This is a genomic window from Staphylococcus arlettae (genome assembly GCF_025560845.1).
GTDB lineage: Bacteria > Bacillota > Bacilli > Staphylococcales > Staphylococcaceae > Staphylococcus > Staphylococcus arlettae.
In genome coordinates, this window is sequence record NZ_CP094803.1 from 373,671 (window position 1) to 400,482 (window position 26,812).

31 protein-coding genes are annotated in these 26,812 nt (G+C 33.6%); 19 read left to right on the forward strand and 12 right to left on the reverse strand.

Features of this window, described 5'->3' with window-relative positions; genetic code table 11:
* The first annotated feature begins 92 nt into the window (after window positions 1–92).
* The 8 genes from bioB to MUA37_RS01685 all read left to right on the forward strand — a co-directional run bounded on the left by bioB (window position 93) and on the right by MUA37_RS01685 (window position 8,103).
* On the forward strand, window positions 93–1,076 hold the full coding sequence (gene bioB, locus MUA37_RS01650; RefSeq protein ID WP_107373770.1) for a biotin synthase BioB: 984 nt from the start codon (window positions 93–95) through the stop codon (window positions 1,074–1,076).
* Window positions 1,077–1,619: 543 nt separating this feature from the next.
* Window positions 1,620–2,411 carry an amino acid ABC transporter substrate-binding protein gene (locus MUA37_RS01655; RefSeq protein WP_262624769.1) on the forward strand — a complete coding sequence of 264 codons (792 nt, stop codon included), beginning with the start codon at window positions 1,620–1,622 and terminating at the stop codon, window positions 2,409–2,411.
* Window positions 2,395–3,114, forward strand: coding sequence for an amino acid ABC transporter permease (locus MUA37_RS01660; protein ID WP_002508854.1), 720 nt, complete (start codon window positions 2,395–2,397; stop codon window positions 3,112–3,114). Before MUA37_RS01655 ends, MUA37_RS01660 begins: the two co-directional genes overlap by 17 nt.
* Window positions 3,111–3,845, forward strand: coding sequence for an amino acid ABC transporter ATP-binding protein (locus MUA37_RS01665; protein ID WP_262624770.1), 735 nt, complete (start codon window positions 3,111–3,113; stop codon window positions 3,843–3,845). The genes MUA37_RS01660 and MUA37_RS01665 overlap by 4 nt, the downstream gene beginning before the upstream one ends.
* Window positions 3,846–4,054: 209 nt before the next feature.
* A complete protein-coding gene (locus tag MUA37_RS01670; RefSeq protein ID WP_316965047.1) occupies window positions 4,055–6,010 on the forward strand; it encodes a BglG family transcription antiterminator in 1,956 nt (651 codons plus the stop codon).
* Entirely contained in the window at window positions 6,001–6,441 is a 441-nt protein-coding gene (locus MUA37_RS01675; RefSeq protein ID WP_142019331.1) for a PTS sugar transporter subunit IIA, read from the forward strand. The genes MUA37_RS01670 and MUA37_RS01675 overlap by 10 nt, the downstream gene beginning before the upstream one ends.
* Before the next feature lie 5 nt (window positions 6,442–6,446).
* Window positions 6,447–6,731 carry a PTS sugar transporter subunit IIB gene (locus MUA37_RS01680; RefSeq protein WP_002508848.1) on the forward strand — a complete coding sequence of 95 codons (285 nt, stop codon included), beginning with the start codon at window positions 6,447–6,449 and terminating at the stop codon, window positions 6,729–6,731.
* 22 nt (window positions 6,732–6,753) lie between these two features.
* Complete coding sequence (locus tag MUA37_RS01685) at window positions 6,754–8,103, forward strand: PTS ascorbate transporter subunit IIC (protein WP_262624772.1); 1,350 nt, start codon at window positions 6,754–6,756, stop codon at window positions 8,101–8,103.
* A 220-nt stretch (window positions 8,104–8,323) separates the two neighbouring features.
* Here the strand turns inward: MUA37_RS01685 and panE are convergent, their stop codons facing one another.
* From panE to MUA37_RS01705, 4 genes are all read right to left on the reverse strand, one after another.
* Window positions 8,324–9,241 (reverse strand): 2-dehydropantoate 2-reductase, encoded by a 918-nt coding sequence (panE, locus tag MUA37_RS01690; protein ID WP_002508846.1) that lies wholly within the window; start codon window positions 9,239–9,241, stop codon window positions 8,324–8,326.
* Between the two features lie 304 nt (window positions 9,242–9,545).
* Window positions 9,546–11,135 (reverse strand): ABC transporter permease, encoded by a 1,590-nt coding sequence (locus MUA37_RS01695; protein ID WP_262624773.1) that lies wholly within the window; start codon window positions 11,133–11,135, stop codon window positions 9,546–9,548.
* 2 nt (window positions 11,136–11,137) lie between these two features.
* Window positions 11,138–12,034: an ABC transporter ATP-binding protein gene (locus tag MUA37_RS01700; protein WP_002508844.1), complete on the reverse strand. Its 897-nt coding sequence runs from the start codon at window positions 12,032–12,034 to the stop codon at window positions 11,138–11,140.
* 14 nt (window positions 12,035–12,048) lie between these two features.
* Complete coding sequence (locus MUA37_RS01705) at window positions 12,049–12,675, reverse strand: TetR/AcrR family transcriptional regulator (protein ID WP_262624774.1); 627 nt, start codon at window positions 12,673–12,675, stop codon at window positions 12,049–12,051.
* 276 nt (window positions 12,676–12,951) lie between these two features.
* Between MUA37_RS01705 and manA the strand changes: the two genes are divergently transcribed.
* Together manA and MUA37_RS01715 are read left to right on the forward strand one after the other, a co-directional pair.
* Entirely contained in the window at window positions 12,952–13,887 is a 936-nt protein-coding gene (manA, locus tag MUA37_RS01710) for a mannose-6-phosphate isomerase, class I (protein ID WP_262624776.1), read from the forward strand.
* A gap of 20 nt (window positions 13,888–13,907) precedes the next feature.
* Window positions 13,908–14,798 (forward strand): ROK family protein, encoded by an 891-nt coding sequence (locus MUA37_RS01715; RefSeq protein ID WP_232198701.1) that lies wholly within the window; start codon window positions 13,908–13,910, stop codon window positions 14,796–14,798.
* Between the two features lie 56 nt (window positions 14,799–14,854).
* Here the strand turns inward: MUA37_RS01715 and MUA37_RS01720 are convergent, their stop codons facing one another.
* From MUA37_RS01720 to MUA37_RS01740, 5 genes are all read right to left on the reverse strand, one after another.
* Window positions 14,855–15,310 (reverse strand): threonine/serine exporter family protein, encoded by a 456-nt coding sequence (locus MUA37_RS01720; protein WP_002508840.1) that lies wholly within the window; start codon window positions 15,308–15,310, stop codon window positions 14,855–14,857.
* Window positions 15,311–15,325: 15 nt separating this feature from the next.
* Entirely contained in the window at window positions 15,326–16,078 is a 753-nt protein-coding gene (locus MUA37_RS01725) for a threonine/serine exporter family protein (RefSeq protein WP_002508839.1), read from the reverse strand.
* 336 nt (window positions 16,079–16,414) lie between these two features.
* Entirely contained in the window at window positions 16,415–17,695 is a 1,281-nt protein-coding gene (locus tag MUA37_RS01730) for a homocysteine synthase (RefSeq protein WP_262624777.1), read from the reverse strand.
* A gap of 321 nt (window positions 17,696–18,016) precedes the next feature.
* Window positions 18,017–19,228 (reverse strand): MFS transporter, encoded by a 1,212-nt coding sequence (locus MUA37_RS01735; RefSeq protein WP_262624919.1) that lies wholly within the window; start codon window positions 19,226–19,228, stop codon window positions 18,017–18,019.
* Window positions 19,229–19,335: 107 nt separating this feature from the next.
* Complete coding sequence (locus MUA37_RS01740; protein ID WP_002508836.1) at window positions 19,336–19,887, reverse strand: TetR/AcrR family transcriptional regulator; 552 nt, start codon at window positions 19,885–19,887, stop codon at window positions 19,336–19,338.
* Between the two features lie 155 nt (window positions 19,888–20,042).
* Between MUA37_RS01740 and MUA37_RS01745 the strand changes: the two genes are divergently transcribed.
* Genes MUA37_RS01745 through MUA37_RS01755 form a run of 3 tightly spaced genes read left to right on the forward strand, consistent with a single transcriptional unit; the run spans window position 20,043 to window position 22,536 of the window.
* Window positions 20,043–20,747 carry an ABC transporter ATP-binding protein gene (locus MUA37_RS01745; protein WP_103388199.1) on the forward strand — a complete coding sequence of 235 codons (705 nt, stop codon included), beginning with the start codon at window positions 20,043–20,045 and terminating at the stop codon, window positions 20,745–20,747.
* 2 nt (window positions 20,748–20,749) lie between these two features.
* A complete protein-coding gene (locus MUA37_RS01750; protein WP_021459634.1) occupies window positions 20,750–21,880 on the forward strand; it encodes an ABC transporter permease in 1,131 nt (376 codons plus the stop codon).
* Between the two features lie 11 nt (window positions 21,881–21,891).
* Complete coding sequence (locus MUA37_RS01755) at window positions 21,892–22,536, forward strand: TetR/AcrR family transcriptional regulator (RefSeq protein ID WP_021459633.1); 645 nt, start codon at window positions 21,892–21,894, stop codon at window positions 22,534–22,536.
* Window positions 22,537–22,704: 168 nt separating this feature from the next.
* Here the strand turns inward: MUA37_RS01755 and MUA37_RS01760 are convergent, their stop codons facing one another.
* Window positions 22,705–23,175: a thioesterase family protein gene (locus MUA37_RS01760; RefSeq protein ID WP_002508831.1), complete on the reverse strand. Its 471-nt coding sequence runs from the start codon at window positions 23,173–23,175 to the stop codon at window positions 22,705–22,707.
* A 179-nt stretch (window positions 23,176–23,354) separates the two neighbouring features.
* On the opposite strand from MUA37_RS01760, the gene MUA37_RS01765 reads away from it, so the two are divergent.
* The gene (locus tag MUA37_RS01765) at window positions 23,355–23,561 is read left to right on the forward strand and encodes a hypothetical protein (RefSeq protein WP_002508830.1); all 207 of its coding nucleotides are present in this window, start codon (window positions 23,355–23,357) and stop codon (window positions 23,559–23,561) included.
* Between the two features lie 51 nt (window positions 23,562–23,612).
* Here the strand turns inward: MUA37_RS01765 and MUA37_RS01770 are convergent, their stop codons facing one another.
* On the reverse strand, window positions 23,613–23,798 hold the full coding sequence (locus tag MUA37_RS01770) for a hypothetical protein (protein ID WP_133173731.1): 186 nt from the start codon (window positions 23,796–23,798) through the stop codon (window positions 23,613–23,615).
* A 34-nt stretch (window positions 23,799–23,832) separates the two neighbouring features.
* Here MUA37_RS01770 and MUA37_RS01775 point away from each other — a divergent pair, with 34 nt between their 5' ends.
* Both MUA37_RS01775 and MUA37_RS01780 read left to right on the forward strand, forming a co-directional pair.
* Window positions 23,833–24,189 carry an ATP-binding cassette domain-containing protein gene (locus MUA37_RS01775; RefSeq protein ID WP_262624920.1) on the forward strand — a complete coding sequence of 119 codons (357 nt, stop codon included), beginning with the start codon at window positions 23,833–23,835 and terminating at the stop codon, window positions 24,187–24,189.
* A gap of 21 nt (window positions 24,190–24,210) precedes the next feature.
* Complete coding sequence (locus tag MUA37_RS01780) at window positions 24,211–24,390, forward strand: hypothetical protein (protein WP_135024606.1); 180 nt, start codon at window positions 24,211–24,213, stop codon at window positions 24,388–24,390.
* Between the two features lie 135 nt (window positions 24,391–24,525).
* Here the strand turns inward: MUA37_RS01780 and MUA37_RS01785 are convergent, their stop codons facing one another.
* Window positions 24,526–24,741 (reverse strand): sterile alpha motif-like domain-containing protein, encoded by a 216-nt coding sequence (locus tag MUA37_RS01785; protein WP_262624921.1) that lies wholly within the window; start codon window positions 24,739–24,741, stop codon window positions 24,526–24,528.
* Window positions 24,742–24,971: 230 nt separating this feature from the next.
* Between MUA37_RS01785 and MUA37_RS01790 the strand changes: the two genes are divergently transcribed.
* From MUA37_RS01790 to MUA37_RS01800, 3 genes are all read left to right on the forward strand, one after another.
* Window positions 24,972–25,388, forward strand: coding sequence for a transcriptional regulator, SarA/Rot family (locus tag MUA37_RS01790; protein WP_002508828.1), 417 nt, complete (start codon window positions 24,972–24,974; stop codon window positions 25,386–25,388).
* 137 nt (window positions 25,389–25,525) lie between these two features.
* A complete protein-coding gene (locus MUA37_RS01795; RefSeq protein WP_103388194.1) occupies window positions 25,526–25,912 on the forward strand; it encodes a VOC family protein in 387 nt (128 codons plus the stop codon).
* Window positions 25,913–25,955: 43 nt separating this feature from the next.
* Entirely contained in the window at window positions 25,956–26,765 is an 810-nt protein-coding gene (locus MUA37_RS01800; protein WP_262624778.1) for a Cof-type HAD-IIB family hydrolase, read from the forward strand.
* Window positions 26,766–26,812 lie beyond the last annotated feature (47 nt).

Sequence of the window (26,812 nt, forward strand, 5' to 3'; positions counted from 1 at the left end):
CATGTTGAAAAACTATTTAAATTAAATGTTAACTTTATAAATTAAATGGTTAACATTTATGATATACTATTCTCATATTTAGGGGGGATAGTATGGAATTAGCACATAAAATATTAGCAGGTCAACACATAACTGCTGCTGAAGCTTATGAACTATACCAAGATGACGCAATAGATACAATGGATTTGGTTCATGAAGCATACAAATTACGTCAGCATTTTTATGGTAAGAAAGTGAAATTAAATATGATATTAAATGCCAAAAGTGGTATATGCCCAGAAGACTGTGGTTACTGCGGACAATCACGAGATATGAAACAAAAACAACGTTATGCGCTAGTGTCACAGGAAGAAATAGAACGAGGTGCAGAAGCTGCCAATAATCATCAAATTGGGACATACTGTATCGTAATGAGTGGTAGAGGGCCGAGTAATAAAGAAGTGGATCATATTGCACATACCGTTGAAAGTATTAAGGAAAAACATCCGCAATTAAAAATTTGTGCGTGTCTCGGCTTAGCAAATGAGGAACAAGCAGAACGTTTAAAAGCTGCGGGAGTTGATCGTTATAATCACAACTTAAATACTAGTGAGCATTATCACAGCGAAGTGGTCTCTACCCATACGTATGAACAACGTGTACAAACAGTCGAACTTATGAAGAAAAATCAAATTTCGCCATGTTCAGGTGTGATTTGTGGTATGGGGGAGAGCCATCAAGATCGTATTGATATGGCTTTTGCACTAAAACAAATCGATGCCGATAGTATTCCAATTAATTTTTTACATCCTATTAAAGGTACTAAATTTGGAGAAATGGATGAGTTAACCCCATTGAAATGTCTAAGAATTTTAGCGATGTTTCGTTTAATTAATCCAACTAAAGAAATTCGTATAGCTGGTGGTCGCGAGGTGAATTTAAAATCATTGCAACCTACAGCATTGTTAGTAGCTAATTCAATATTTGTAGGTGACTATTTAATAACAGGTGGACAACCTAATCAGCTTGATTTTGACATGATTCAAGATATGGGATTTGAAGTTGATTACGATACCAATATACCTACGACATCTTAAAATAAAGGAGCTAGCGGTGAGACCAAATAAGGTAATGATGTATTGCCAAGGTTGCAGCACCTCTAGCTCCGTTTAATTCGTGATAAGGAACAATTTCGAAATTAATGTCATTACTTTTATCATACAGATGTTTGTGATGGTTATATTCTTCTAGTATTTGCGATGTAATATCATTATTAAAAATAGGCCGTGTAAATAAATTTTGGTGCATCAATTAATAAGGTAAGGTTATTTAAGGTAATTGATACAGCTTGCATTGCTTCTTTTAATGACTTAGCAAAAATATTATAGAACTATATCAAACGATACAACAATCATAGTTTTTATTTTAAACGCACTATACAATGTGAGAATCATTTGATAGTGCGTTCTTATTGCGGAAATAACACCTCTCTAACATTTGCGTCTCACTGTGTTGCTGATATTAAGTCACAGGCGATTGTAAAATAAATGAATAAATGAATACTGAGTAGTTGACTAATTGTGGGTATGGGTCTAAACTATCTTTATTCCGATTAGAATAATAAGGATGGAGGTTTTGTGATGAAGAAGATTTTTTATAGTCTAGTTGCAGTGATTATTGCGGTTACGTTAACAGCTTGTGGCAATGAATCATCTGATAAGAAAAGTGATACGAAAACCGTAAGTGAGGATAAAACATTTGTCGTAGGTACAGAAGGAACATATGCACCTTTCTCATTTCACGATAAGAATGATAAATTAACTGGGTACGATATTGATGTGACAAAAGCAGTTGCAAAAGAAATGGGTTATAAAGTTAAATTTAAAGAAACACAATGGGACTCAATGTTTGCTGGTTTGGATTCAGGGCGTTTTAATGTTATAGCAAACCAAGTAGGTATTAACAAAGAACGTAAAGAGAAATATAAATTTTCTGAGCCATACACATATTCACATGGTGTGTTGGTTGTAAATGAAAATAATAAAAAGATTAAATCTTTTGATGACGTTAAAGGTAAAAAGTTAGCACAAACATTTACATCAAATTATGGAAAATTAGCGAAATCTAAAGGTGCTGAAATTACGAAAGTAGATGGTTTTAACCAAGCTATGGATTTATTACAATCTAAACGTGTTGAAGGTACGTTTAATGATAATATTTCATATTTAGACTATAAAAAACAAAAACCAAATGCAAAAGTGAAAGCAATTGAAGGAGATGCAGAAAAGAGTCAGTCTGCATTTACATTTAGTAAAAAAGAAGATGACAAAACAATCAAAGAAGTGAATAAAGCTGTTAAAAAATTAAAAGATAATGGCGAACTATCGAAAATAAGTAAGAAATGGTTTGGCGAAGATGTTTCTAAACCTTAATGATGAACAACAACATGCATTAAACGCAGCAGGGCAAGCATTTTCACCTATGCTGGAAGGTCTTGTGAAATATTCGATTCCAATAACTTTAGTAACATTTGTATTAGGGTTAATCATTGCATTATTTACTGCATTGATGAGAATATCCACAAGTCGTGTGTTGAGAGGTATTGCACGTTTTTACATTTCAATTATTCGTGGAACGCCAATGATTGTACAATTATTTATTATCTTTTATGGAATTCCGGAGTTAGGTAGGTTAATTACGAACAATTCAGAGAATCAATGGACTTTAGCACCTGTTGTAGCAGCAATTATAGGACTATCCTTAAATGTAGGTGCTTATGCCTCAGAAATAATTCGAGGAGGCATTATATCTATTCCAAAAGGCCAAACGGAAGCGGCATATTCTATAGGAATGAATTATAGACAGACAGTTCAACGCATTATTTTACCTCAAGCCATTCGTGTGTCAGTACCAGCTTTAGGTAATACATTTTTAAGTTTAATCAAAGATACGTCTTTATTAGGATTTATCCTAGTTGCTGAAATGTTCAGGAAGGCTCAAGAAGTTGCATCTACAACATATGAATATTTAACTATTTATATTTTAGTTGCTATTTTGTACTGGGTTGTATGTTTTATCATTTCAATCGTACAAAACTACTATGAATCTTACCTAGAAAGAGGGTATCGTACATGATTGAATTGAATAACATTCATAAAGCATTCGGGACTAAATCAGTCATAAATGGTATTGATTTATCGGTGGAACAAGGAGAAGTGGTAACACTGATTGGACGTTCAGGTTCTGGTAAAACAACTTTACTACGGATGATCAACGCCTTAGAGTTACCGTCTGAGGGAACAGCGTATGTCGATGGGATAACTTATAAAAATGACGACAAAAAATCACAAATTGCGGTACGTCAAAAATCAGGTATGGTATTCCAAAGTTATAATTTATTTCCACATAAAACAGCAATTGAAAATGTCATGGAAGGTTTAGTGACTGTAAAAAAATTAAAAAAACCAGAAGCGGAACAACAAGCGCTTGTGCTATTGGAAAAAGTGGGATTAACTGAAGTAAAAGACCAACGACCATTAGCATTATCTGGTGGGCAACAGCAACGTGTCGCAATCGCTCGTGCATTAGCGATGAATCCTAAAGTTATGTTGTTTGATGAACCAACTTCTGCGCTAGATCCTGAGCTCGTAAATGATGTCTTAAAAGTTATTAAGGATTTAGCGCAAGAAGGTATGACTATGGTGATTGTTACACATGAAATGCAGTTTGCTAAAGAAGTGTCTAATAAAATCGCCTTTATTCATGATGGAGTTATTGGGGAGCAAGGTGCACCAGATCAAATCATTAACCATCCACAAACAACACAATTACAAAGATTTTTAAATGTCATTAGAGATGTAGAGTAGAAAGTTCAATATTAAATAATGATTCTTAAGGGATAAGTATAGTTAATCAAATGTTAACATTTGATTACTATCTTATTCCTTTTTTATTAGAATAATATTTAATTATAGATGTGCACTCTTTCGGATTAGATGGCGAATGAGATTACACATCTACACCCTTAAGAAAACGGTTACAATAAATATGTGAGGAGGCAATTGAATTGTTAAGTATGAGGCAACGTAAAATTGTAGATTATGTGGTGGCACAAGCATCTTTTATAGCAATTCATGATTTAGCAGCACAATTAAAAGTGACGAATCGTACAATTCAATATGATTTAGAAATGATTGAAGCTTCAGCATCAGACTTAGACTTGAAGATTGAACGGAACAAGTCCAAGGGTGTAAAAATGACGAAATTGAATGTGACTAATGCTAAATTAACTCAATCTGCTGTGCGACCGACACTTCATTATGATAAAAGTGAACGCATACTTTACATTACTTTAAAATTATTTGAATCATCTGAACCTACATCCTCACAAACATTTGCGGCAATGGTCTCAGTGTCTAGGAGAACGATAGTCGAAGATTTAAAGGTAGTTCAAAATTGGGTGGAAAATAATGGATTATCACTCGTATATAAAAAGAATAAAGGTTTTGTCATTGAAGGGGAAGAACGCAACTTTCGAAAAGCATACGCGGCGCGGGTCCATGAATATTTTCAAACCCATACGCATTATATGGGGAATCAATTATTTTCTAATGATGAATTAAAACAAATTCGGTTAATAGTCATTTCTACATTGTCAGAAAATAATTATCATTTGGTTCAAAGTGCGATTGATGGATTGATTTATCATATCTTAATTGCCATTCATCGCACACGTAGTAAAGATGTCTTTGAAATACCAACAATAGAATATGACAAGTTAATACAAACTGAACAGTTTCGTATTGCTAGAGCATTGACCAACAAATTAGAGTCCGCATTTTTAGTTGAATTTCCACCTAGTGAATCTGCATTTATTACATTACATTTACTTGGGGCCAAAAGTGTCGCAGAAAATGATGTCTTTGAAGATGCTGATGAATTAGAAATATTAACGCATCAATTAGTCGAACTTATGAGTGGTGAACTAGGGGTTAATTTATTATCCGATAATAAATTACTCGATGGTTTAGTCGTTCATTTGCGACCTGCCATTCATAGGATGAAATTTAAATTGACTCATAAAAATCCTTTGAATGATGAAATTACTCAGCAATACGCGAATATTATTCAAGCTTTAAAACATCATGTCTGGTTGATTGAACAAGCATATAATATTGAATTTGAAGCGGATGAGTTGTCTTATATTACTATTCATTTTGCTTCCGCAATTGAGCGCTTATCATCAAGTACAAAGCCAGCAATTAAAGTAGTGTTGTTATGTGGTTCTGGCATCGGGACATCGCAATTATTAAAAAGTAAGCTTAAAAATATATATCCAGAGTTAGAGGTAATTGATGCATACTCAGTATACGAAATCGATGATTCACAGCTACGCAATGAGCGTATAGATTATGTGATTTCGACAGTAGAGGTGACACAATTATCTGTTCCGATAGTTAGAGTTAGTCCATTTTTAACTCAAGAAGATCGCATGCAATTGAACGAAATTATTAATGCCTCAAGAGAAAAATATGTCAATGATGTCAAAATGTTAGGTCCTGATTTGCAGGATGTCTTACCTAAAGAGCACATCATCACTCATCAGCCAAAAGTAACTAGAAATAGTGCAATTCAACAAGCAGTAGACATATTAGTTGCCAAATCAATTGTAGATATAAATTACGGTCAAGATATTATCAATCAATTAGATGCGTTTGGTCCGTATATGGTTATTAGTCCACATATTGCGTTAATACATGCGCAACATAAACATGTACGCCAAGGTGTCGGATTTAGTATCGTCCACTTTGCAGAAGGTATTAAGTTTGACCATGAACAGTATGATCCGGTAAACGTAATTATTACGTTAGCCACCGAGCAACCGCAAATACATTTGAATGCCTTGCGACAACTAAGCGAATTAATTATGGATGAAACTACGAGAACACATTTATTACAAGGAGATAAGCCACAAATTATTGAAGCTATCAAGCAAATTAGTATTAAGGAGGATATTGCTAAATGGCCTTAGAGATTTTAACGTCAGATAAAGTGCAAATTAAAGATCATGTGGAGCATTGGTCTGAAGCTATAGATATTGCAGCACAACCATTGTTAAATCAACGCTATTTTGACCAACCTTATATTACGGCAATGATTAACAGTGTGGAATCATTAGGGCCCTATATTGTGATTGCGCCTGAAATTGCAATTGCGCATGCACGACCCGATTCACATGTGCATAAAGTTGGATTGAGTTTACTAAAACTTAATCAGCATATTAACTTTTCAGAAGAAGGACATTTTGCGTCGTTAGTTTTTGTACTAAGTGCTGTCGATAATACAGCACATTTAGAAATATTAAAACAATTAGCACAAATTTTAGGCGATAAGCAAACAGTCGAAGAATTACTATCAGCACAAAATAATACAGAGATTATTAATATATTAAAAGGAGAATGATGAAAATGAAAATTTTAGTAGTATGTGGTCATGGATTAGGTAGCAGCTTTATGGTGGAAATGAATGCACAAGAGGCTTTGAAAAATTTAAATGCACCTACAGATATTACTGTTGAGCATAGTGACGTTATGACTGCGAGCCCAGATATGGCCGAATTATTTATTTGTGGTCGTGACTTAGAAGAAAACACTAAAAATTTAGGTGACGTACTGGTTTTAGACAATATTTTAGATAAAGAAGAACTACAAACTAAATTAAATGATAAATTGCAAGAACTAGGTAAATTATAAACCATTGATTGGAGGGGATGTTATGCAAGCAATATTAGATTTTATTGTAGATGTATTAAGTCAACCTGCTATTCTTGTTGCAATGATTGCATTAATTGGTCTGATCGTACAAAAGAAATCAGCAGTTGATGTTACATCAGGAACAATTAAAACTGTATTAGGCTTTTTAGTGTTAAGTGCTGGAGCTAGTGTAGTCACACAATCATTAGAACCTTTTGGAAAAATATTCCAACACGCTTTTGGCGTGCAAGGGGTAGTACCAAATAATGAAGCAATTATCTCTATTGCGTTAGAAAAATATGGTACGACAGCAGCATTGATTATGGTGTTTGGAATGATTGTGAACATATTAATTGCACGCTTTACCAATTTGAAGTATATATTTTTAACTGGGCACCATACGTTTTATATGGCAGCATTTTTAGCAATTTTATTATCTGTCGGCAAAATTACAGGTACATTAACAGTTGTGATTGGTGCGATTATTTTAGGTTTAATTATGGCCATATTACCAGCCTTAGCGCATCCAACGATGCAAAAAATTACCGGTAATAATCAAGTAGCTTTAGGACATTTTGGGACACTTAGTTATTGGGCTGCAGGTGAAGTCGGTAAGTTATTTAAAGGAAAATCAAAATCAACTGAAGACATTAACTTTCCGAAAAGTCTTGGTTTCTTAAGAGAAAGTACGATTAGTATTTCAATTACGATGACCTTACTTTATTTTATAGCTTCACTATTTGCTGGACCAGCATTTGTACATTCAGATATTAGTGATGGGCAAAACTTCATTGTATTTTCATTAATACAAGGTGTTACATTTGCAGCCGGGGTATTTATTATTTTAACTGGAGTACGTTTAATTTTAGCTGAAATTGTACCAGCATTTAAAGGTATTTCAGAGAAACTTGTACCTAATACAAAACCAGCATTAGATTGTCCAATCGTCTTTCCATACGCACAAAATGCCGTGTTAATTGGCTTTTTTGTAAGTTTCATTGTTGGTGTAATAGGAATGTTTGTCTTGTTTTTATTTGGTGGTGTAGTTATTTTACCAGGCGTTGTTGCACACTTCTTTTTAGGAGCAACATCAGGTGTATTTGGTAATGCACGTGGCGGTATTCGAGGCGCGGTAGCAGGTTCAGCACTAAATGGCTTGCTCATTACGTTCTTACCATTATTGTTCTTACCTTTCTTAGGTGACTTAGGTGGTGCAGCCACAACATTCTCAGATACTGACTTTTTAGCGGTAGGTATAATTTTTGGGAATGTAGCCAAATATTTAGGTGTAATTGGCATTGTTGTGTTGATTGTCATTTTAGCAGTAATTTCAATGTTGATTCAAAAACGTACTAATCAAAAAGAGGCATAATAAAAAAGAGATACTCACATGAGTATCTCTTTTTATGTACGCTTTCCGCGGGCACTGCATTAGCCTTTAGTCGGTCAAATCACTGACAATACTATAATTTATAAATTATCAGTGGTAGTTATTATGTTGAATCAATCAATGAGTCAAACAACTCAAGAAATAGAAAAAATGAAGCTTTATGTCGATAATTGTACTATAGTTTTATAGATATTATGCTAATCTATGAGAGCATTTCATTATAGACATTTAGATTTTGGTATACAGATGTTAATAATGGTGCAGGAAAATCATATTGATTAGCCAATGATAAAATATAGCCTTGAATATGTTGGCCTTCAATGTTTAACCCACGTTCCATATCACGTTGCATGGATGTTTTAAAGTGATAAGATAAATTATCTAACGATTTCATATAATTTTTTACTATATCATCTGAGATAGGTGCTTGATGTGCGCGCATAATGTTGGCCACTTCTTGATACATTGCCTCGATATAAGGTTTACCACCTTCACTATCACGTATAGGGCCAATTGGTGCATGCATTAAGGTAGTGACACTGGATAGTACAGTAATCATCAAATATTTATGCCACATATCACGTTTGATGTGTTCACTTAACATAAATTTTGCTTTCGTATCAGCAAAAGCATCGGCAATGTGTTGCGCGCGTTCTGACATTTCTCCATCAAGTTCACCGAAAATAAGTTGGTCAAAATCACTTGTATGACTAACTTCACCTAATGGATCTAACGTTGTTTCAATGATACATAATCCACCCATAACACGGTCGTGCCCAAAAGCTTGTTGGAGTGTGGCAATATGAGCAATACCATTGAGTAAAGGGATAATGACAGTGTTTGGTCCAACAAAAGGTCGCAAATCTTCTATAGATTGCTCTAAATGATAGGCTTTAGAAGACAATAAGACAATATCAAAAGGTGCTACATCTTGTTGTGCCGTTATTAATTTTGGTTGAAAAGCATAATTACCATTGACACTATTAAGTACTAAACCATTTTTTTCAAGCGATGCTTTACGTTTGGGACGGACTAAAAAGGTAACATCTTTGCCTTGTTCAGCTAACCTACCTCCGAAATATCCGCCAATGCCGCCTGCACCTAATACTAAAATACGCATAAAAAACACTCCTAAAATATGTATTTTTACTGGATGACACTAGTGTTTGCATGTGAATAACGATTCACATCAGTTATTGGAATTATATTCTTTCTACCCCAAAAAATTAAGATGTAACGAACTTCAATAAAAATTGTGATGAATTCTCTAAAAATATCCTCTTTCTACTAAAATGTGTAAGGTGAATATAAGGAGTAGTGCTGCGTCACTGTTCCATGTGAAACAAAAAGAAACGTAGCATAAGTGGTTCGTGTTATACTACGTTTTTTAGTGATATTGGCAGTTCTATGCACTTTGACAACGTTTATAAATCTTTACGTTGAAATAGTAAGAGACCACAAACAGTTATGAATACTGTTAAAATGATTAAAATAAGTAAGGGTAGTACTGTAAAATCATCTATCGGTATTTGTGGAATATGATGAAAAGGTGTTAAATTTTTCAGCCATTCTCGCACATTAAGCAAATTACCTAAATAGACGACTACAAAACAATAAGCAAGATAGCCATAAACAATTGATGTTAAGTTGTTGGAGACACCTAATACTAAAATACCTAAAGCTACAAAAGTTAAAATAGCAGGAATATAAATGACACCTGAAGTTATGACTGAGAATAAAGATAAGGGTTGAGCCATGACAAAATATTGCCCTATATACAGTCCTAAGCTTGCTAAAAAAATCATGATAATGGCGTTAATAATACTTAAAATAATATAAGAACTAAAATAAGTAAGACGCGTCATTGGATTGGCTAATAGCATAAGGGTGTATCCATGTTGGTTATCGGTTTTGAATCTAAACAATGAAATTAGCGTTGGTATTGTCGCAACCATAGCCATGACTACCATTAATGTTGGCAAAAATTGTTCTGCATAATTATCGCCTTTGCCGTTTAGCATTTGTTTTAATAATGGATTGTCTTCAAAAAAAGTATCTAAAGTACCAAAGATTGAGCCATATGATAAACCAAGTAAAAACAGTCCACATGCAAAGGAGACGAGTAGAGTACGTTGTAAACGCATCTGTAAACCCAATGGTGATTTCATGTAACGTTTAAGATGAGTGTGACCAGATTTTTCGGGTAAATAACCTGAGTTAATGTCTCGTTTGATTTTTAATATCATTGCGCTTGGTAAACAAATAAGTACTAGTATCATTATGAAAACGAGTGGCCTCCAATTATTTTCAGCGTACGGAAATGTTCTCGACAACCAGCCCAGTGGTGACATCAAAGACAAATCATTATCTAAACCATCGCCAATGGCTCTTATAAAATAGGACAACATTAAAATGCCAATTGTAATACCAGTAGTCCCACTGACGGTTGTTGCAAGTTGGGCTACAACTAATGTAAGAAAACCAAATAGCACTCCAATTGCGCTTAAATTCAGTGCATAAAGTAAAGAGCCGATTGTTGAAAAGCCATCTCCTGACATAACTAGTAAACCACTACCTATAGGTATAAATAGAGCAAGGTTTAATATTATAATATTTAACATAACACTCATTATTTGAGCGTGTTTACCTATAGGTAAGGCGTTTAATAATATGAGGCGTCCTCGCTCTTCATCACCTCGTGTTTGTTGTCCAACAAATAAAATGTTCATTATTGCTACTACAATTGCTGTAAATAAAAGCATTTCATGCGCAAAAACAGTAGCTATATTAACGTCATCTAATTTTATCGGGCCTAACATTGTTTTTACTGCAGGATTATCTAGCATGGGAATGACAGTATTTAATTCGCGTTGTGTTGGGTACATCGCTTTAAAAGCAGGTGGAATAATTAATGTTAATAATGCGATGCTAATGACCCATAGTGCATTAGTTACTAAATTACGTTTGAAATAAAACAGTGTTAAGTGTAATGTTTTGTTGAAATATTGGCGCATGACTACTCACCTTCTTCTATTGTGTCACCATAATGTCTGCGGAATAAGTCTTCTAACGTTGGTGGCTTACTTTCTAAATATGTCAAAGTAAATTGACTCAAATATTGAATAAGAGGCGTTAACTTATTTGAATCAACATCAAACGAATAACGTGAACCAGATTGTTGTATATTATGCACACCTGCTATATTAGGAAGATCATGTAAATTATGTGATGTTTCAACGATGAAGTTCATACGTGTTAAGTGGCGTAACTCAGCTAAAGTACCATTTTCTATTATTTTGCCTTTCCGAATAATGGCGACACGATCACATAGTTTTTCAACTTCACTTAAAATATGACTAGATAATAATACAGTACCATTATTAGCTTTAATTTCTTTAATACATGATTGGAATACATCTTCCATTAACGGGTCTAACCCAGATGTTGGCTCGTCGAAGATATAGAGTTCAGCATCGATACTTAATGCGGCAATTAATGCTACTTTTTGACGATTTCCTTTGGAATATGTGCCACACTTTTTACTAATATCTAAATCGAATTGCTCAATGAGACGCTCTTTTTTCGCGTAGTTGGCATGCTTATGCAAACTTAAAAAGAAATCTATAACTTCTCCTCCAGTTAAATTAGGCCATAAATTGACATCACCGGGAACAAAAGCCAAATGTTCATGTATGGTCACTACTTCTGTTAGAGCATCTTTGCCAAAGATTTCAATATTACCGGAACTAGGTGTAAGTACACCTAAAATGATTTGTAATGTTGTTGATTTACCAGCACCGTTAGGTCCAATAAAACCAAAAATTTCTCCTGGTTGTAATTTTAAATCTATACCGTCTAATGCTTTAAACTTGCCAAAGCGTTTGGTTAAGTTAGTGATATTAAGTACAGTCATTTGTGACACCTCATTTATTTATAAAATAATTTGCGCATTTCCGCTAAATATACTTCGAATTCATGAAAATAGTATGTGTAGTTATTATTAGTAATATCGTCGACAGTAAGGTGCTGTTTGACGGATTCACTGTAACCCGTAATCATAAACTGAATTAACTGTAAGGCGTGGGTTGGATTTACGTCATTTTTGAAATAACTATAATCAATATTTTCAGTCATTACATCATAACTTTGTTGTTCTAATTGTTTAATTTTGGTTACTAAGTCGTCGCTAAGTTCGTTGTGCGTAGTTGCAAGGATAGGTAAACTTAAAAAATTAATAATAGTAGGATGACTTTTTAACATTTTCATTTTTATTATCATCATAGCTTGAATTCTGTTGAAAATATCTTGCTGTGACATATCAACTTTATTAAGATACTCTTCACGAACAAACTCTAAAGCATAGTCAATTAAATAATGATACAAACTTTGTTTATTTTTAAAGTAATAAAATAATGTTCCTTTGCTAATGTTGGCAGCACTGACGATAGCATTAGTTGAAGCGTCATGAGGTTCTTTTTGCGCAAATTCATTTAAAGCAGCGTTAATAATTTGTCGTTGTTTTTTGGAATCTAGTTTGTAAAAGGCTTGATGCAAAGAATCACTTCCATTATGTTAAGTGGTAATTTTACTCTAAGTATAGAACTTTTGACCATGTTGGTCAAATTAACTCTAAACGGAGCTTACTTGCTAATGATATTAATTGTAGCTACAATTAATATCATTAGTATAGATAGGTTTCTTGACTATTCGTAGAAAGGCACATTAAGTCAATGTGTTTAGTTGCTCATAATCAGCAGACATTAAAATTATTGAACAATTGTTGAAAATCTATCGGTAACTAAAACTAATATAAGCAATGGGTGGGATAGTATGGTTTTATTTTTACAGCCTGTATTTCAAGAACGCATATGGGGAGGCACACAGTTAAAGAACTTTAATTATAATATTCCTTTTGACCACACTGGTGAATGTTGGGCGATTTCAGCGCATCCCAATGGTCCCAATGTAATTACGAATGGACCTTATCAAGGATATACATTAGACCAAGTATGGGAACAAGCACCGTCATTATTTGGGGCTAGTGGACAACAGAATTTTCCTTTATTGACGAAAATTCTTGATGCCAATGATAAATTGTCAGTCCAAGTACATCCTGATGATAATTATGCACAAAAATATGAAGGGGAAAATGGTAAAACAGAATGTTGGTATATTCTAGATGCCGCACCTGATGCTGAAATTATCTATGGTGTTAACGCAGACAACCAAGATGAATTAAATCAAATGTTAGACCAAGGTGATTTTGAAACATTGTTTCATCATATTAAAGTAACAAAAGGTGATTTCTTCTATGTTCCTTCAGGGACAGTGCATGCAATTGGTAAAGGTATTATGATTTTAGAAACACAACAATCTTCTGATACTACATATAGAATTTATGATTATGAACGTACTGATAGTAATGGCAAGCAGCGCGAATTACACTTAGAACAAAGTAAAGCTGTGATTGATGTCGACCGTCAAATTCCGCAGACGAGGTTACCGAAAGAACAATACGAGCAATATACGTATCAACAACTAGTAGCGACGACATTTTTTACTGTAGAAAAATGGGATATACATCAACAATTAGCATTTGATAAACAGCAACCTTATTATTTAGTGTCAGTAATAGAGGGCGAAGGTGTACTGTATATAGGACAACAACACTTTGATTTGGAAAAAGGCGCACATTTTATTCTAACTACTGAAGATCAAGATATTTATTTTACAGGAAACTTTAGTATGATCGTTAGTTATGTTTAGTGTTAAAGGGGGAGAAAGAAATGTATAGAATAGCCGTAGATATCGGAGGAACAAAAACTATTGTAGGCGTCATTGATGTACACATGACCGTTGTAGATCAGCAGACTTTCCCAACAATAACAGAGAGTCCTGAGGCAGAATTTGACCAAATACTTGAGCATGCACAAGCATTGCTACAAAAATATCAACAAATTGAGCAACAAACGTTAAATATTGCGATGCCTGGTCCGTGTGATTATCACCAAGGGATATTTTTAAATCCTCCTAACCTACAAGCGTATAAAAATTTTGATGCTGGCGCATATATAACAACACGTAGTGAATTCAAACCAGCTTTTGTAAACGACACTGATGCCGCAATACGTGCTGAAAAAAGAGCGTTGCCTGAAACAACATCTTCATTTGTATATTTAACAATTAGTACAGGTGTAGGGATGGCACTAGTCTATAATGGAGAAGTATTAGCTGGAAGCGATGGTAATATGGGGGAAATTGGACATACAATGATCAAAAGTAATAGTGACTATCAATGTCCGGTGTGCCAGCAATATGGCTGTGTGGAAAACGAAATTTCAGGCTTGGCTATTAGTCGTAAAGCGAGTACCATTTTAGAGCGTGAAGTATCGACCCAAGAAGCTATAAAGTTATATTTAAACAATGACAATGATGAAATTACTGCGATGATGGAAGAAATAATGCAAATGACAGCGCAATTATGCACTAATATTTACAATATTTTTAATGTGTATACTATTGTTTTAGGTGGTGGGGTTACACAAAGTCCCTTACCTTACGAAGAATGCATTACTACGTATGCGCAAGCACACATTTTAAATACCAATAAACCTATCAATGTAGAAGTAAGCAAATTAGAAGCAAATGTATTAACTGGTTTGTATGATGTCACGTAATATATAAAAAGCACAAGTATTTATGCAAATAATACTTGTGCTTTTTATATTGATAATTACAGGCGGTTTTTCTTAATGTGCCAATATTTTCTAATGTTTAAAGTTTTAGACAATTGATCGGATATTAGCAGACCAAGTGCAATTGAACCAGCAATTAAAATAGCGCGTATAAACGTATTACCAGCATCTGTAAAGTTCAAAGTTACTAGCTCTTGAGTTGCTCTGAATGCTAGACTTCCAGGTACAAGTGGAATGATGCCGGGAATCATAAAGATCACAACAGGTGCTTTTAATAAGCGACTTAATATGTGACTGATTAAACCTAAGGACAAACTACCTAATAAACTCGTATAAATGGTATCCATTTGAAAACTTAAATTAAAGATAAAATGTACCATATAGCCACAAGCACCAGCTAATCCAGCAGGTATAAATAATTTTTTTGGAGCATCATATATTAATGCAAAGAAGTAAGAAGCCATAAAGCTAAATAGACAGGAAAATAGTATCATAATTTTGTGGCCTCCTTAATAGATTAAATAGGCAATTGCAATACCTGAGCCTATAGCAAAGGCGATTACAAGTGCTTCTAAAAATTTTGCAGTAAACATTAACATATGACGACTAAACAAATCTTGTATTGCTGTAGTAATGACTACACCAGGCACAATAGGCATAACCGAGGCGATCATTGTCGGTCCTAACGACTCGTACGTATGTATCATCTGAGAACCTAAAATAACGATTGAGCCTAAAATGAATGAACCTACAAACTCTGGTATAAACATAGTCAATGATTTACTTTGCATATATTCAACTATTAAATAACCAATAGCTCCTGCAAGTAGTGTAATAGGTACGTTAATCCACTCGCCATTAAGTAAATATAAAAAACTGAGAGAAATTATACCTGCAGCGATTACTTTTTGCCAAAGCGGACTACTTAAAGAGGTGCGATCAATATTTTGTAGTAAACGATGCGCTTCGTAAATAGACAGTGTGTTACTAGAGAGTTGTCTAGAGATAGTATTGACCTGAAAAATTTTCAATAAATTAGTAATGTTTTTATTGATTCTGACGATACGTGTATCGTGATCTTCACTTAAGGAAAAATTAATAAAAACATTAATGACGTACCCTTGACTGTTATAATAACCCATACTGATAGCCATACGACGCATGGTATCTTCTACGCGCGATACTTCAGCGCCTGATGAGAGTAGTATTTTACCCGCAAGTAAAATGACAGTCATGGTGATTTTATCGCGTTCACTGTTCAATAGTCTGTCCTCCTAGCCAATAGATATTAACATTATTATGGCAGTGGTTTTGTATAAATTCAAAAAGAAATGGTTGCCTGAAGTGAAAAAATTATAATGTGTTGCGGGTAGTCTTCTGGTTGTCTGAAGCCAATGTGCCGTCACACTAAAGGGAATGGGACAGAAATCTGATTTTGAAAAAATGATTTCGTCGTCTCACCCAGGCAAGGATGACTAGCGTTGAAAAAATGAGTTGTAGTGCATTTTCAATATAGTTAGCTAATACCAATATGAAAAGAGACTAGGACGAATCAAAATTGTCCCAGCCTCTTAGTAAAATGAGTCATCTAACAGTAATTAAACTTCTTTTAAGGCGTTTTCCAAATCAGTTAAAATATCATGGATATTTTCAGTTCCAACAGATAAACGCACAAGATCGTTTGTAACACCTGAAGCTAATCGTTCTTCGTCAGATAATTGCTGATGAGTAGTACTAGCTGGATGAATTACTAGAGACTTTGAGTCCCCAACATTTGCGAGATGAGAAAATAATGATAAGCCATCAACAAATTGTGCAATCTCAGCAACTGTGCCGTCAATACCAAATGTTAGTATCGCACCTTGTCCGTTTGGTAAATATTTTTGACCAAGATCGTAATAAGCATTACTTGTTAAGCCTGGATAATTGACCCATTTTACTTTTGGATGTTGTTCTAAATATTCTGCCACTTGTAATGCATTTTGAGAATGACGCTCTAAACGTAAGTGTAAAGTTTCTAAGCCTAGTAAAAATTCATGTACATTAAATGGCGAAACGGCAGAACCTAAATCACGTAATAATTGTACACGTGCTTTAGTAATATATGCTGCTGCACCTACATCATGAGCATAGGAGATGCCATGATAACTTGCATCAGGTTCTACTAAGCCAGGGAATTTACCATTGTCCCAGTTAAACTTACCACTATCAACAATAACACCGCCTATTGATGTGCCGTGACCTCCAATAAATTTAGTCGCAGAATGAACAATAATGTCTGCACCATATTCAAATGGACGTAATAAGTAAGGGGTAGGGAAAGTATTATCAACAATTAATGGAATGTTATTGTTATGTGCAACTTGAGCTACTGCTTCAATATCTAAAACATCTATGCGTGGGTTACCAATAGTTTCAGCATAGACGGCTTTAGTTTTTTCTGTGATTGCTTGTGCAAAGTTTTCAGGATTGCTTGGATCAACGAAATGCACAGTAATACCTAACTTCTTAAAAGTGACATTTAATAAATTATAAGTTCCACCGTATAAGTTTGAAGAAGCAACAATTTCATCGCCGCTTTCTACAATGTTGAGTAAAGCTAGGTGAATAGCAGCTTGGCCAGAAGAAGTTGCAAGGGCACCTACGCCTCCTTCTAATGCCGTTATACGTTCTTCAAAGACATTTTGAGTTGGGTTCATAATGCGAGTATAAATATTACCTGGTTCTGCTAATGAAAATAAAGCTTGAGCGTGGTTTGTATCATCAAAAACATAACTTGAAGTTTGATAAATAGGTACAGCTCTTGATTTTGAAAAGTCATCGACTTCTTGTCCTGCATGAATTGATAAAGTATCTAAATTCCATTTATTATTAGTCATAACGAAGCTCCTTAATTTTAAAATATTCTGATAATTCACACTATACACATAATATAATTATAAATCAATAAAACATACTAAAAAGATAGGGATTAAATATGAAAAATTTTAAAAACAAGGTTAGAGTTATAACTTAACTAGTAATAGTGTTTAACTACAATAAAGTAAAGAGCCATGTTCAATTAAAATGAATTCACCTAAGCGGAACTATGGTTGGCCACTTAGGTGAATGATAGTAGCAATTAAAATTGGAATACATTAAAACGCAAATCATAAATGTAGTGGAAGTCAGTTATGGAGAGTAGATTTAGTTAGTAGTATTTAATTATGCTGTTCATAGTAGTCGAGTATTTCCTTATTGCTTTGTTGTAACTTGTTATATTTGCCTTTAGGTTGTGGCTTAGCTTTAACCTTAATTTGTGGATATAGTAATAACGCTAAATAGCCAGTGATACTGAATATAATAAATGTATTTTGAAAGTTTACGGTATCAATGACGATACCTGCTAATGATGACCCTATAACTTGGCCAACTGCTAATAATAAAAAAGGTATGCCTATACCTAATGAAGCATTTTTGGCGAAAATTTTAATTCCCCACACTAACAATACACCTGTTAAATAAATATAACTAAATCCAAATAAGCCTGAAGAAATAAAGGCCAATAACCAAATATTAGGTGTAAATGCTAATAATAAGGAAGAAGTAGCAAGCATAATAACGCCTAAATTATAAGCGAAATGTATACCTCGTTTATCAATCATAGCGCCTGAAACTCCTCCGATAATACCAAAAAGTCCAATAAGTATCCAAAATATAGAAAGTTCTAAATCTGTATAATGACCTGTCTGTTCTATAAAGGATTTTGAAAAGGTCCAAAAAGGTGCTGTAGCAAAACCTAAAAGTAAAGAAGCTAGGATAATGCGCTTACTATATGTGATATCACGTATATTAAATGAACCTGTTGAAATATTTAAACTATGTTGTAATGGTGGAATATTTTTGAAATTCCATAATAAAACAACAACAGCAATAACACCATATATAAAATAAGTTGCGCGCCAATCTAAAAATACTACCATTGCAGTTAATCCTGTAAACATTAGTCCAAAGCTTGTACCGGAATTGATCCAAGTATTGGCTTTACCTTGATCGGTCATACGAATCCATAAAGAAATAGTATAACCATAAGGTGGTGAAACAAGGCCAGTACTAGCACCAGCAAAAAGGACACCTAAAGATAGTATTAACGCATTTGGCGCTATACCAATAGTAAATAAACCAACAATAACAGATAATCCAGCAAGCATAATCATACGTTTAGGACCAATAGTAGCTGTTTGTAAAGTAGCATATATAATCGTAAAACAATAAGCTAAATAAAATAAAGATGAAATGATGCCGGCTTGTGATGTTGACATACCGATATCTTCAGTGATGGAAGGTAAAAATAAGCCGAAACTAAAACGCCCTAGTCCATATGTAGTGGCAATCATGGCTATACCTGGAAAAACTAATTTAGAAAAGTGCAGGTTATTACCTCCTTATAATTAAATTAATATTAGATAGAACGTTCATTCTATGTAAGATTTTAAGAAACGAGGTACACCTGATTACAGCATATACCTCGAAATAATGATTATTTATATGCTTCATTGAGCAACATCCGTGCCATACTCAAAGCCTGGGCAGTCGCTCTTTTAGCATTAATAAGCGCAGTCATAGAAGTCGTCCCCTCTAATAAAAGCGTGAATTGAATTGCTAAGTCTTCACCATTCGTAATACCAGCTTCAGTTGCTAAATTTTCCAAATAATTGAGTAGACGTTGTTTATGGCCACGAGCAATATTTTCAATTTTGTTATCTTGATCTGCATAATCTTCAATCGCTCGAATAAACATATCGCCTTGAGAGGAATAATCATTTAACCACTGACAATGCGCTTCTACAGCGGATAAAAATGGGTACTGTGGATTACGTGCTACATGACTATCAAGATATTGCCAATAGCGAGATTCACGTTGTTGTAATACAGCTTCTACCAATTTATCCTTCGAATCAAAATGATTATATAATGTCATTGTAGCAACATTGGCTTCTTGAATGATTTGTTTTAAACCAACGCCTCTAAAGCCATAATCATAAAATAAACGTTCTGCAGCTGTTAAAATATCTTGCTTCTTTTGTGACATCATATTTCACACCTTTGGATAGAATGACCGTTCTACTTAATGATAACAACAGCTCAGTATTAAGTCAAAATAAGATTACCTTTGACTTAATTACTAAAAAAATGTAATGTGTAACTGAGAAATGAGTATTCACTCACTTTTAGGGGGTAGTTTAATTGATTGAAGTAAACAATGTGAGTAAGGCTTTTAAGAAACAACAAGTGTTAGAAGATATTAATGTTAATTTTGAACCTGGTGAAATTGTAGGATTAATTGGTCCTTCAGGTACAGGAAAAACGACGTTGATTCAATGTATACTTGGCATGGAGCATACTGATACAGGATGGGTTACTATAAATGAAAAGTCGATTCCCAATAGGAAGGTATTGAAAGATATCGGTTATATGGCACAAAGTGATGCACTATATGAAGATTTGACAGGTAAAGAAAATTTAAAATTTTTTGCAGGTATTTATATTAAAAAACGAAAACATATTCGTGAACGTGTGAAAATTTGTAGTGAAATGGTCAACCTTGAGGACGCCTTAAATAAAAAGGTGAAACATTATTCAGGCGGGATGAAGAGACGCTTATCCTTAGCTATTAGTTTTTTACAAGACCCAGCGGTGTTAATTTTAGATGAACCAACTGTAGGCATAGATCCAAAACTTAGACAAGCAGTATGGCATGATTTAAATCTAGCCAAAGAACAAGGGAAAAGCATCATAGTTACCACACATGTATTAGATGAGGCGACAAAATGCGACAGGTTAGTACTAATGAATCATGGCCGTATCATCACAACCGGCACTCCGGAAGAAATCAAACAACAATATCATACAGATACGATTGAAGGCGTATTTTTAAATATGGAGGAATAATGATGAATGCATTACACATTGCAAAGCGTATTGTAAAGCAAACACTAAGAGATAAACGGACACTTGCATTATTGATCATTGCACCGTTACTTATTTTATCATTGTTATATTATATTTTTTCCGTATCGGATAATTCGAATGGTGTTAAGTTAGGTGTAGCTGAGGCACCAAAAACATTTATTAATGCAGTAGAAAAAGAAGGAATAGATATTCGCTATTATGATAATAATAAGGATATTGCTAATAAAATAAAATCGGGCGATTTAACTGGTTTTGCTACTGTTGAAGACAATCAACTACATGTTACATATGCGAATGATAATCCTACACAGTCGGGAGTGTTGGCTTCACTAAATCAAAAGTGGTTGATTAATCAAAACATGACACAAATGAAAAATAATGCGAAGGAGTTGCAAGATGCATTAGCAAATGTACAGCAACAAGCAGGAGCTACTGATGCTAGTCAAAGCTCTCAAAATAACGTACAACCGTATGAAATGAAGACAGATTACTTATATGGTTCAGCAAGTTCAACATACTTTGATATGATTAATCCGATATTAATTGCATTCTTTGTGTTTTTCTTTACTTTTTTAATTTCGGGCATTGGTTTATTAAAAGAACGTACATCAGGCACATTAGAACGACTGCTAGCTTCACCCATCAAGCGTAGTCAAATTATATTTGGTTATATTATTGGTTACGGTATCTTTAGTATAATTCAAACGGTAATTGTCGTACTTTTTGCAGTATATGTACTGAATATTATAGTAGAAGGATCAATTTTGGTCGTTCTTTTAACAACTATACTTACAGCACTTGTAGCATTAACCTTTGGTATTTTATTATCAACATTTGCAGCATCAGAATTCCAAATGATTCAATTTATTCCACTCGTTATTGTGCCACAAGTACTGTTTGCGGGTCTGATTCCTATAGAATCTATGAGTAAAATATTAGGTTATATTGCTCATATTATGCCACTTTACTATGCAGGACAAACGATGCAAGATGTCATGATTAAAGGATTTGTACTAGAAGACGTATACTTAAATTTGCTTGTATTATTAGCATTTTTCCTTATATTACTCGTATTAAATATCATAGGCATGAAACGTTATAGAAAAGTTTAGGGTGAATAGTCATGAACAGTTTAAAAGCAATAGTAGAGTCAATTATGCCTCGGCTTGAACATCTGAGTGAACGTCAAAAAAGAGTGTTGCAAAGTGCAGTTATATTATTTAGCGAGCAGGGCTATGATAAAACAACTACTAAAGATATTGCGCAGCATGCACAAGTTGCAGAAGGGACAGTTTTTAAACATTTCAAAAATAAGCAAACACTACTATATGCTGGATTAATACCTATTTTAAAAAATAATGTTATTCCTGTAGCGCTTACCGAGTTCAAAACAGAACTTACATTGACTAATGATTTGAAAACATTTATCGATAAGTTCGTCGATAATCGTTCACAATTTATTTATGACAATAGAGTGTTAATTAAAGTATTACTCAATGAAGCACTGACTAGTGTACAGTTACAAACAATAGTCATAAATTTGTTTACTGAAAATTTGCTCGCTCAATTAACCCCATTATTGCAAAAGTTGATTGATCAAGGTTATATGAGAGACGTGAACAAAGAATATGCTATACGGACTATAGTTGCACAGACGTTCAACTTGAATTTGCCGATGATTATTGACGCCAATAAATCACGAGATAAAGCATTTGATGAATTTGCGACTTTTGTAAAAGACAGTTTGTATTATAGTTTAAAGGTATAGTAAGTAAAAAGGCTGGGGATGATTGATTCAACCCAGCCTAATTTTATATTGTAGGTAGATGACTATATTGAAAATGTACGTCAATCCTGCTTTTTTCAATGTTAGTTATCTTTTGGAGAGGTGACACAATCTTGTTAATAACATTAGATTGCTGTCTCACTCTTTTGTTTATTTTCGTGGTATTTGAATAACATGACCTAATTGTTTTGGTGGAGTGAAAGCAGCTTGCGTTTCATATTGTTGTTGAATAGTCGTTAAAATATCTTCGGGGAAGATCGTGCTTTTACGTGTTTGATAATTGACAGCCATCATGATAATTTCGTATGTAGCAATCGGTTCGTCTAGTGCGTTGTACATAGATAAAAATAGATGAACGCGTTTAGCATCATAATCATAAATATGTGGTTGGACATAAAAAGACTCATCTAAGACTAATTCTTTAAGAAATGTTATATGAGCTTCTAAGCTAAAAATAGTTATATTTTGATCCTTACGACGACTAACTGAAAAATCCATCGCTTCAAAGAATGCTACCACGCTATCGCTAAATACAGCATAATATTGTGCATCGTGCATGTGATTGTTATGGTCAATCCATGATGGTTGAACAGTGTTTCGGTAAATATAATTGACTGTCATGTGATATACCTCCAATGTGTACGTTCTAAAAAAATAAATAATTTATTATATTAAGTACTATCATCTCATGATGATAAAGAGAAAATCAACCTGTGGCTATAATATAAGGGGTATTGGTCGTTTGAATGATAAATCCATGATAAATTAGTTATTAATAACATCAAGGAGGTAATCTAACGATGGTAATAATTGCAATTATTTTATTTATTATATCTCTTGTCTTACTTAGTTATTCTATTGCATTGCTAATCGGTAGAGATGGCTCGTTATTTAGTTTGTTTTCTAAAGAAGAAAAATCAGCAACAAAGGCTGAAAAATTAAGTATTTATCTAGCAACATTAGTAATTTTGACCTTGAGTGTGATTATGTTATTACAGACAATTTAAACAATAAAAAGGTTCAAAGCAATTGCTTTGAACCTTTTTATGAGTAGCACCTTAATACTTTCTTAAGAATGGTGTAGATCGATGGAACATTCGTTCTACTACATAAGACTGTACCTGTGAAAACAAATGTTCAATGATATTTGTTTTATTTGATAACACACGTATGCTTAATCCATGAGTAGCTAATAAAGTAATACCAACTCGACAGTCATATTGTTTCGCAAGTGGTTCAGGCAAAACGACTCTGGCGCATATATTACTAAGGCTAATACTGCCAACCAAGGGACAGTATAATGCACATAATTTGACGATGTTGCCGATTTTTCAACACGCTATTGAAAGTTTCAATACCCACTTAACACTGGCACAATCACTTGCAGAACCTAAAAAATATTATAAATCTATTAATAGTAATATTGATTTGACGTTACAACATTTAATGACACAATTGAATTTAGACCCAGAGTTATTACAAGCAAAACCTTATCAATTAAGTGGGGGACAATTACAACGCTTTAATATTTTACGCACATTAATGTTGCAACCTGAAATATTAATTTGTGATGAAATTACTTCAAATTTAGATGTATTACTAGAACAACAAATGAGCAATGTACTATTAAATTAGTATGAAGAAACTCAGCATGGAATGGTTATAATTTCTCATGATATGGCGTTTATTACCGCTACTGTAGAACGCATAGTGGTCATGCGTGATGGCGAAATTGTAGATGATTTTCACAAAAAATATTTGTTTAGTGCAGAAAGACATCCATACACACAGCAATTGCTTGCTGTTTATGATGTAGAGTGGCGAAGCAAGAAATAGTAAAGATATTAAAAACTACTGGCATCTATTACAGCCAGTAGTTTTATTATAGGTAAATTTTAATAATAATTGATATCAGTCAACTAAAGTCTAGAACGAATTTAACGTTCTAGACTTTAAATGGTGATTTGCCTATTAAGATTTAGCAGTTTGAAAGTAAATAGAGAAGGCTCTTTTTACAATTTCTAAATGCTTATTGTTATAATAAGGCGAAGTGCTAAAATATACTAAAATTTCACTTTTTGATTGCACGTTTATTGGAAAATCAGCATCTGTAGATACCAAATCTGCTAGTTCTCCTAGTGGCGTATTATCACCAGTAAAATTTCGTATAAATTTATAAAAACTCAGAAAACCACCTCATTTATTGAATATAAGTTATTATAACTTAAAAATTTAAAGTTGTGCAATACTGAAAATTGTGAAATTTTCTTGTGCACCTTATAATGAAAAACAATAGCAGTTGGAAATATAAATAAAAGTTATTATAATGTTATAGTTAATTATTATATGAATTCACAAGTGATGTTAGAAATGTGAACTAAAATACACGTGTAATCTAAGAGAGAGGAGGTATAACTATGCAAGCTAGCACAAAGATAGATAACTGGATGGAAATTACAAAGTACGTACGTTATATCGACACTATGATCGAAAATGTATTAAAAGAACAATTTGATATAAGTCTAAGAGAATTTTATGTGTTGTATGAAATCTATAACAGTAAAGGTAAGAAATATAAAATTAATGATTTAATTAAAGTAGTAGATTTAAGTCAAAGTGCCATGTCTCGGTTGATTGTCAGACTAGAAAAAATGACTCCTGCTTTTGTTTATAGACAAGAATGTGTAGAAGACCAACGTGCCATGTATATATATTTGACAGCTGAAGGTGCTGAGCAAACTGTAGCTGCGATGAATAGTTATAATCAACTTATTCAAAAAGTTAATTTAAGCCAAATTCAGCATTTAGCCCGTATTACGAATGATAGTCAGTAATTTAGTTCAGCTATAGGTACAACCAATCATCATGAAAAAGTTAATTTAGTGTGCATTTAGTCCCTATTTTCAAAGTAATAAAAATCGATTTGCATGATTATTTTAGGGTATTTAAGTGATAAAAGGATGGTGTTTTTATGAATATTACATCAAATTGGTTGAATTTAGCTGTAGCAGATTTATCAGTGAGTGAAGGATTTTACCAAGCACTAGGCTTTACTATTAAACACAATGAAGCAATGCAAGCAAAGATGTTAGGCATAGAAACAGCAGATGGAAAAATTATTATGTTAATAGAGCAGCAACAATTTAAAAAAGCTGCGAGTCTTGATAATATTCCAAAGATAGATGGAGCTTTAATTTCACTATCAGTAGCAACGGAAGCGGAAGTTGATGACCTATTAACGCTAGTAAACCAAGCAAATGGCACAGTGTTGCAACGAGGAACTAAATTAGAAGGTTATTATGGAGGACTATTTAGTGATCCGGACGGCCACCGCTTTAATGTTATTGCGATGAGCTAAAGAGATGACAGCAATTGAATAATTCAGGAAAGAGGGATTAAACTTGATTAAAGCAATAGCAGTCGATAAAGACGGCACTTTTTTTAAGTCGGATCATACATATGATCTGGCTTATTTTGAACAATTATATAAACAAATGGAAAAGCAACAAATAAAATTTATTGTTGCAAGTGGAAATCAATATGAGCAATTGCGTTCATTTTTCCCAGGTAAAGATCAAAAAATTGTGTATGTCGCTGAAAATGGTGCATTAACTTATTTTAACAACGAACTCTTGGCTAAAGAGGCTTTTGTCGATAGTGATATACATAATGTAGTAAAGTATTTACAACAAACTTACCATATTGAAAATATTATATTAGGTGGAATTAAAACAGCATATATGCTGAAAGGCACAAATCAAACCTTTATAGATTATGCACAGTTATACTATAAAAATATTACATTTGTGGATAATTTTAGTGAAGTAGTTGATGATACATTTATTAAAGTCGCTATGCGCATTCAAGATACAAATTTAGTAACTACGATTACTGAGGATTTACAACAACGGTATTCAGATATTGTCAGAGCAGTAACAAGCGGTAATGATAGCGTGGATTTACTAGTACCATCAGTGAATAAAGGTAAAGCAATACAAACTTTGCTCGACGACTGGGGAATAGCGAACCATGAATTATTAGCTTTCGGTGATGCTAACAATGACATAGAGATGTTGCAACTGACACCACACAGTTATGCTATGGCATCGTGTAGCCCTGAGTTAGCAAGAGTTGCACAATACCGTGCACCATCGAATGATGATTCTGGTGTGTTACAAGTGATTGAACAGTATCTTCAAGCCCAAGATTAGTTGATAGTGAAAAACTCAATGATTACAGATGCTAACTTCCAATATTA